Source organism: Dietzia cercidiphylli (assembly GCF_014145145.1).
Classification (GTDB): domain Bacteria; phylum Actinomycetota; class Actinomycetes; order Mycobacteriales; family Mycobacteriaceae; genus Dietzia; species Dietzia natronolimnaea.
The window spans coordinates 1-6736 of the sequence record NZ_JAALEA010000506.1 but is presented as its reverse complement, the minus strand read 5'-3'; the positions used below and the strand labels follow the sequence as shown (position 1 = coordinate 6736).

Below are 6736 nucleotides of genomic sequence, written 5' to 3'. Positions count from 1 at the left end.
GGGGTCGAGCGGGCGGCCCGCTGGAACTCCCACGGGTCGGTCAGCGCCGCGTCGCGTTCGGCGGACTCCAGCTCCGCCCAGTGGATGACGAACGTGCACAGCCACCGCAGGTGCTCGCGCATCTGGACGTTGAACCCGAGCCCGCCGGTGAGCGGGCCCTTCTCTCCGAGCGCGTCGTCGAGGACCTCGGGGATCTCCGGGGCGTCGTCGATCCAGGACAGGACGTCCCTGATCCGTCCCCGCTTGAGGCGGGCGGTCACCGTGGACAGGGGCAGCTGCTGGATGTAGAGCAACTCGGCGGCCAGGAGCACCACCGGCCGCGGGGCGCCCTCCAGCTGGTCGTGGAGCGCCTGCATCACGGGGGAGCGGGTGGAGTCCGCGGAGTGCTCGCCCGTGTGCTCCTCGGCGTCCCCGTCCAGGCGGCGGATGAGCTCCTCCGCGACCTCGGGGGTCCAGGTGTAGAGCTCGTCGTCAAACGGTGACTGCCCTGTACGCAGCGCCGGTCCCAGGACCTGCTCGGCCGCCGATTCGATCTTCGGTGCCGGGCCGAATGGCCTGTCGTGGGAACCGTCTGTCACGTGGGACTCCTGGAAACGCCGGCGCGGGATCGGGCTGGTCGAACCGGGCCCGATAGTCGTGAAGAACCTACCACCGGGCCCGTCGTGGCCGGTCAGCTCTGGTACGGCTCCGCGGTCACGATCGTCACCGAGACGGACTTGCCGTTCGGGGTGGTGTACTCGCGGCTCTCGCCGACCTTGGCGCCCAGGATCGCGCGGCCCAGCGGGGAGTCGGGGGAGTAGATCTCGAGGTCGTCCTTGCCGGAGCCCTCACCGCGGGTGCCCACCAGGAAGGTCTCCTTGGTGTCCTCGTCGCCGTTGTAGTAGGCGCGGACCACGGAGCCCACCAGGGCGACGCCGGTCTCGGTGGGCGTCTCGCCGACCTGGGCGGTGGCCAGCAGGTCGTCGAGCTGACGGATGCGCGCCTCCTCCTGGCCCTGCTGCTCACGCGCGGCGTGGTACCCGGCGTTCTCCTTGAGGTCGCCCTCCTCGCGCCGCTCGTTGATCTCGGCGGCGATGACCGGACGGTTGGCGATCAGCGCCTCCTTCTCGGCCATGAGGCGGTCGTACGAATCCTGGGTCAACCAGTAGCCCTGGGTGTCGTTCGCCATGAGAGCGCACTCCAATCTGTTCGTGTGTGTGCTGCTGTACGAAAAACACGGCCCCGCGAAAGGAGCCGTGCTGATGGGACGATGCTAACACAGCGGTGACCTGGTTCGGGGCCCGAGAACCCCTACCTGCGCAGGTAGTCGGGGACGTCGTCGCCGCAGCCGTAGACGTCGGCCACGAACGCGCGGGCCGAGGTGGCGATGGACATGTCGACCTGGATCGCGCTGTTCTCGGACGGGGGCACGTACACCTCGCGGCGGCCGACCTCGCCCTTGGTCTGGTCCTGCGCGCGGACGATGCAGTAGGCGGCGGTCCCGGGATCGTCCCGGGTGACGGTCATCACCACGTCGGCCCGCTCGTCGTCGACGACGGTCACCCCGATCACCTCGCCGGAGATGGTGGGGGTGGCGCTGAGCCGGTAGCCGGCGACGGCGCCGGCCACCACGAGGGCGCCGACGAGCAGGACCAGGAAGCCGGCGACCACCTTGCCGGTCACGCCCGACCCGGAGTCGTCGTACCGCCCGGCCGGCGGGGTCCCTGCGGCCTGCGACGCGGCGTCCGGCCTCGGCTCACTCATGATCCCCAGGGTATCCGGGGGCCCCGGGCGGACCGCCCCGGGGGCACCGGTGGCCGGTGAGTCCATAGAATGGGTCATCCCGATCCCCGAGCTCTGATGAACGGCAGGTGCGACGATGGCCGGTCTCCGGCTGATGGCGGTGCACGCCCACCCCGACGACGAGGCGTCCAAGGGCTCCGCGACCATGGCCAAGTACGTGGCCCGGGGAGTGAACGTGCTGGTGGAGACCTGCACCGGTGGCGAGCGCGGCAGCATCCTCAACCCTGCGATGGACCGGCCCGACGTCGTGGCCGATCTCGTGGGCGTACGACGCCGCGAGATGGCGCGCGCGGCGGACATCCTCGGCGTCGACCACCACTGGCTGGGCTACGAGGACTCGGGTCTGCCCGAGGGGGACCCGTTGCCGCCGTTGCCTCCCGGATGTTTCGCCCTGGTCGACGACGACGAGGTCACCCGCTCCCTGGTCGCCAGGATCCGGGAGTTCCGTCCGCACGTGATCATCACCTACGACGAGAACGGTGGGTACCCGCACCCGGATCACCTGAAGGTGCACTCGGCGTCGATGGCCGCCTACGAGGCCGCCGCGGACCCCGATCGCTACCCCGGCACCGGCGAGCCGTGGGCCGTGGCCAAGGTCTACTACACGCACGGCTTCCCCAAGAGCCGTCTGGAGCTGCTCGACGAGGAGCTGTTCGCCCGCGACGGCGTCCGCCACTTCGCCGAGTTCCTGTCCCGCTGGGGGGATCGCCCCGACATCATGGAGCGGGTGACCACCAGGGTGGAGTGCGCGGACTACTTCGAGCAACGCAACTCCGCACTGCTGGCCCACGCCACGCAGATCGACCCCAACGGCTGGTTCTTCGCCGCCCCGGTGGAGATGCAGCAGCGGGTGTGGCCCACCGAGGAGTTCGAACTCGCGGCAAGCCGGGTGGCCGTACCCGAGCGGGCTGAGGGAGAATACGAGTCAGACCTGTTCGAGGGCGTAGACCCGTACGTCGCGCTCCCGTTCGGACCGAGCACGAGTGAGGACCCGAGATGATCACCCTGGGACCGGACGTCCAGATCCTGGCGTATCAGACCTCGATGGTCTTCGCGCAGAACCAGTCGCCGGGCACGCCCGGGTACAACGACCACCCGATGGGCCCGGAGTTCGGCAAGGCCTCACCGATCGGGATCCCCGTGGTCCTGCTCCTGCTGGTCGCGACAGTCCTCTTGATCCGCAACATGAACAAGCACATCAAGAACCTGCCCGAGACCTTCGACACCGACCACCCCGAGCCGGATCAACTGGCCGACGAGGGCACGGACCGAGCAGGTGTCGAGGGCGGGACCCCGGGCGCGCCCGTCGATCCACGCTGAGCCCCTCCGACATCGGCTGCGCCCCACCGCATCCGGTGGAGGTGCTCCGCGAGTGGGCAGATGAGGTCGGACAGGTGACCCGGCAGCTCGACCCGGGCCGACTGATCACTGCCGGCCTCCTGGGAGGCGACCAGTGCGGCCGGGTTGCCGACGGCTACAGGCTCATCGCCGAGTCGCCGTATGTCGACGAGCTTCAGTACCACGAGTTTGGCTACACCGGAATCCTCCCTCTACGCCTCGCGCAGACCGATTGATCCCGGGGTTAGCTCGCACCACCGAGCAGGTCGCCCATCGGGACGAAGTCGCCGAACTCGTCGTCGTCGCTCCTCCGGCCCCGTCCCTCGTCCGCCCGGGTCGGCGCCACCGCACCCCCGGTCACCCCGGCGAACCGCAGCATGAAGTCCGCTAGTTCCGTGCCCACGCGGTCGGCGCGCGAGGCCAGCGAGTCTCCGTCGCCGCCGGTGGCGACGGCCCCGAAATCCTCGGAGGCCGCGAACACCGAGGTCGGCACCACGTCCGCCTTGAGGTAGGCGAACATCGGGCGCAGCGCGAAGTCGATCGACAGCGAGTGCCGGACGGTGCCACCCGTCGCACCCAGTGCCACCGGGACGCCGGTCAGCGTGCCGGGGTCGATCACGTCGAAGAACGACTTGAAGAGGCCCGAGAATGACTGGTTGTACGTGGGCGTCACCGCGATGACCCCGTCCGCGCGCGCGATCTCCTCGAGGGCGGCGCGCAGTTTGTCGCCGGGGAACCGGGTGAAGGTGGCGTCCACGACCTCATGGGCGAGCCCGCGGACCTCGAGGACCGTCACGTCGACGTCCTGCCCGTGGCGCTTGAGGGCCTCACGGGTCGCCGAGGTGAGACGGTCGGCCAACATCCTGGTGCTCGACGGCACCGAGGTGCCCGCCGAGATCACCACCAGCCGCAGCGGCCGTGCGTCGGGTGCGTGGGTGGCGGTCACTTGTCGCCCCGTCCCGCCGGTGCCTGCGCGAGCCGGGACTCGGTGCGGCGGGCACGGGCCAATGATTGCTCCTGGGCGCGCTGTCCGCCCTCGACGGTCAGTCCGGTCCAGTTGTCGCCGGTGCCGAACCGGTAGGCGTCCGAGTACGCGGGCGCCCCCTCGGCGGCCAGCGCGGCGTCACGTGCCGCGACACGTGCCGCGTGGGTGGGCCCGTCAGGCACGTGCGCCGGCCGCAGCGCGTCGAGTTCGCGACGCAGGACCGGGACGATCTCGGTGCCGAGGATCTCGATCTGCTCGAGCACCGTCTTACGCGGCAGCCCGGCGTGATCGATGAGGAACATCTGGCGTTGGTAGTCGCCCACGTGCTCGCGCATGGTCATGTAGCGGTCGATGACCTGTTGCGGGGACCCCACCGTCAGCGGGGTCTGGGCGGTGAAGTCCTCGAGCGACGGGCCGTGGCCGTAGACCGGGGCGTTGTCGAAGTAGGGGCGGAACTCGTTGACCGCGTCCTGGCTGTTGGGGCGCGCGAAGAACTGACCGCCCAGCCCCACGATCGCCTGATCCGCGGACCCGTGACCGTAGTGCTCGTAGCGCCGTCGGTACAGCTCGACCATCTGCTTGGTGTGGCTGATCGGCCAGAAGATGTTGTTGTGGAAGAACCCGTCCCCGTAGTAGGCGGCCTGCTCGGCGATCTGCGGCGATCGGATCGAGCCGTGCCAGACGAAGGGCGCGACCCCGTCGAGCGGGCGCGGCGTGGAGGTGAACTGCTGGAGGGCGGTGCGGAACTTCCCCTCCCACTCCACCACGTCCTCATGCCACAGGCGGTGGAGCAACTCGTAGTTCTCGATCGCCAACGGCAGCCCCTGTCGGATGTCCTGTCCGAACCACGGGTACACCGGGCCGGTGTTGCCGCGTCCCATGGTCAGGTCGACCCGGCCCCCGGCCAGGTGCTGCAGCATGGCGTAGTCCTCGGCGATCTTCACCGGGTCGTTGGTGGTGATGAGCGTGGTGGCGGTGGACAGGATGATGTCCGAGGTCCTCCCGGCGATGTAGCCCAGGGTGGTGGTGGGGGAGGACGTGACGAAGGGCGGGTTGTGGTGCTCGCCCAGGGCGAAGACGTCGAGGCCCACCTGCTCGGCCTGGACCGCGTACTCGACGACGGCCTCGAGGCGCTCGTGCTCGGTGGATACCTGCCCGGTGTGGGGGTCAGGTGTGATGTCGGCGATGGAGAAGATCCCGAACTGCATGATGGCGAGCCTTTCAGTCTGTTGGTGCGTTCCATCCTAACTTGCTGACATGTCAAACAAAAGGGGGTCGGGGAGTATTCCGCATCACCCGTGTCAACTCCTGGATCGCGCGTTCTCCCACGCGCCGTGGCGTCGGGATGTGAGGATTCGGCGACTGTCACGGCGACTGCAGTGGCTACTGCCGCATGGAGGCCCGGTGACCGAGTGGATCGTCCGTAGGTGGGCCCGTTTCGGCCACGACCGGCTCTATGCCGCGACTCCCCGCGGAACCGACCTGGGTTACCTCGACCTGGCGACCGGCCGCTACCACTCCGACGACCTCGCCAACCTTCCGCTGTTGCGCAAGGCGATCGAGGACCACCCGGACGCCCGACGGCACCGGGAGTCGGCGCGGGAGTCGAGCCGGGAAGGGCAAGGAGTCCGTGAGCCGTCGCCAACTCCCTCGATCGCGGACACCACGCTGCACGGCACCCCGCAGACCACGCCGAACGGCACCCCGCACATCACCCCGCGGACAGCCGTGCCACCCACCGCCCACGTCACCGCACCCGGGCCGAGGTGGCACGATCTCTCCGACGCTCGTGCTGGGCCGGCCGCCCGCGAGCGGGCAGTGGCCGAACGGGAGTCGCAGGGGATGGTTCGTCACGTCCTTGCCCGGTTGGTCGACGCGAAGACCGACGAACGGGCCTGGCGAATCGGCGCGGACGGCGAGCAGGCGGTCGGTGACCAACTAGCGGGATTGGACGCTCGGTGGAGGATCCTGCACGCCGTACGCGTGGGGGAGCGGGGTGCCGATATCGACCACGTGGTGATAGGCCCCGGCGGCGTGTTCACCGTGAACTCCAAGAATCACCCCAAGGCGGCGATCTGGGTGGGCGGGGACACCTTCATGGTCAACAGCAGTCGGGTTCCGTACATCCGCAACAGTCGGCACGAGGCGAGGCGGGCATCCCGTCTGCTCGAGGAGCAGGTCGGCTTCCCGGTCCCTGTCGCCGGGGTGATCGCGGTGGTGGGCGCACAGCGGGGATTCACCGTGAAGACCCAGCCTGCAGGCGGCGCCGTGAGGGTGATTCCCCGGCGCCGCATCAGGCGATTCCTCACGTCGCGGCCGCAGCGACTGGGATTACGCGAGACCGACGCGATCCACGAGGTCGCCAGGCGATCCACGACGTGGCACCGCTGAACCGAGCCGTGCAGGGGTCAGGCGGGGCGGGGGCGGTGGGCTCCTGGTGGGTTGGTGAGGTGGCCGTCGTCGGTGATGAGGCGGTCGAGGTGTTGGTGCCATCGGTGGTCGAGGATCCGGTCGCGGGCCTGGGCCAGGGGGCCGTGGGGGGTGGTGCGGTGTTCGTGTCCGGTCTCGGTGATGATGGTCAGCTCACCCAGGGGCCCGGGCCGGTAGGCGCAGTGACCGAAGGTCTTCTCT

Annotated in this window: 8 protein-coding genes and 2 pseudogenes; 4 read left to right on the top strand and 6 right to left on the bottom strand. The window is 69.5% G+C overall.

Going from position 1 to position 6736, the window contains the following annotated elements:
• The 3 genes and pseudogenes from G6028_RS16460 to G6028_RS16450 form a co-directional block, all read right to left on the bottom strand.
• Positions 1–578 (bottom strand): annotated as a pseudogene (locus G6028_RS16460) (restriction endonuclease); the annotation flags it as partial.
• A gap of 92 nt (positions 579–670) precedes the next feature.
• The gene (greA, locus tag G6028_RS16455; RefSeq protein ID WP_017835774.1) at positions 671–1168 is read right to left on the bottom strand and encodes a transcription elongation factor GreA; all 498 of its coding nucleotides are present in this window, start codon (positions 1166–1168) and stop codon (positions 671–673) included.
• Between the two features lie 122 nt (positions 1169–1290).
• Positions 1291–1743: a DUF4307 domain-containing protein gene (locus G6028_RS16450; protein ID WP_182611252.1), complete on the bottom strand. Its 453-nt coding sequence runs from the start codon at positions 1741–1743 to the stop codon at positions 1291–1293.
• 115 nt (positions 1744–1858) lie between these two features.
• Here G6028_RS16450 and mca point away from each other — a divergent pair, with 115 nt between their 5' ends.
• From mca to G6028_RS16435, 3 genes are all read left to right on the top strand, one after another.
• Positions 1859–2782, top strand: a complete 924-nt coding sequence (mca, locus tag G6028_RS16445) for a mycothiol conjugate amidase Mca (protein WP_182659511.1) — start codon at positions 1859–1861, stop codon at positions 2780–2782.
• Positions 2783–2826: 44 nt separating this feature from the next.
• Positions 2827–3102, top strand: coding sequence for a hypothetical protein (locus G6028_RS16440; protein WP_182611255.1), 276 nt, complete (start codon positions 2827–2829; stop codon positions 3100–3102).
• A 74-nt stretch (positions 3103–3176) separates the two neighbouring features.
• Positions 3177–3356: a hypothetical protein gene (locus tag G6028_RS16435; RefSeq protein ID WP_182659510.1), complete on the top strand. Its 180-nt coding sequence runs from the start codon at positions 3177–3179 to the stop codon at positions 3354–3356.
• 8 nt (positions 3357–3364) lie between these two features.
• Here G6028_RS16435 and G6028_RS16430 read toward each other — a convergent pair whose 3' ends face one another.
• On the bottom strand, positions 3365–4066 hold the full coding sequence (locus G6028_RS16430; RefSeq protein WP_182659509.1) for a CE1759 family FMN reductase: 702 nt from the start codon (positions 4064–4066) through the stop codon (positions 3365–3367).
• Positions 4063–5313, bottom strand: coding sequence for an LLM class flavin-dependent oxidoreductase (locus tag G6028_RS16425; protein WP_182659508.1), 1251 nt, complete (start codon positions 5311–5313; stop codon positions 4063–4065). Before G6028_RS16425 ends, G6028_RS16430 begins: the two co-directional genes overlap by 4 nt.
• A 196-nt stretch (positions 5314–5509) precedes the next feature.
• On the opposite strand from G6028_RS16425, the gene G6028_RS18125 reads away from it, so the two are divergent.
• Positions 5510–6496, top strand: coding sequence for a nuclease-related domain-containing protein (locus G6028_RS18125; RefSeq protein ID WP_338404261.1), 987 nt, complete (start codon positions 5510–5512; stop codon positions 6494–6496).
• A 17-nt stretch (positions 6497–6513) separates the two neighbouring features.
• On the opposite strand, the pseudogene G6028_RS16415 reads toward G6028_RS18125, so the two are convergent.
• Positions 6514–6736: pseudogene (locus G6028_RS16415) on the bottom strand (hypothetical protein); the annotation flags it as partial.

Coding starts and splice junctions, on each gene's coding strand:
- greA (WP_017835774.1), bottom strand. CDS start 1,168: ATGGCGAACGACACCCAGGGCTACTGGTTGACCCAGGATTCGTACGAC.
- G6028_RS16450 (WP_182611252.1), bottom strand. CDS start 1,743: ATGAGTGAGCCGAGGCCGGACGCCGCGTCGCAGGCCGCAGGGACCCCG.
- mca (WP_182659511.1), top strand. CDS start 1,859: ATGGCCGGTCTCCGGCTGATGGCGGTGCACGCCCACCCCGACGACGAG.
- G6028_RS16440 (WP_182611255.1), top strand. CDS start 2,827: ATGGTCTTCGCGCAGAACCAGTCGCCGGGCACGCCCGGGTACAACGAC.
- G6028_RS16425 (WP_182659508.1), bottom strand. CDS start 5,313: ATGCAGTTCGGGATCTTCTCCATCGCCGACATCACACCTGACCCCCAC.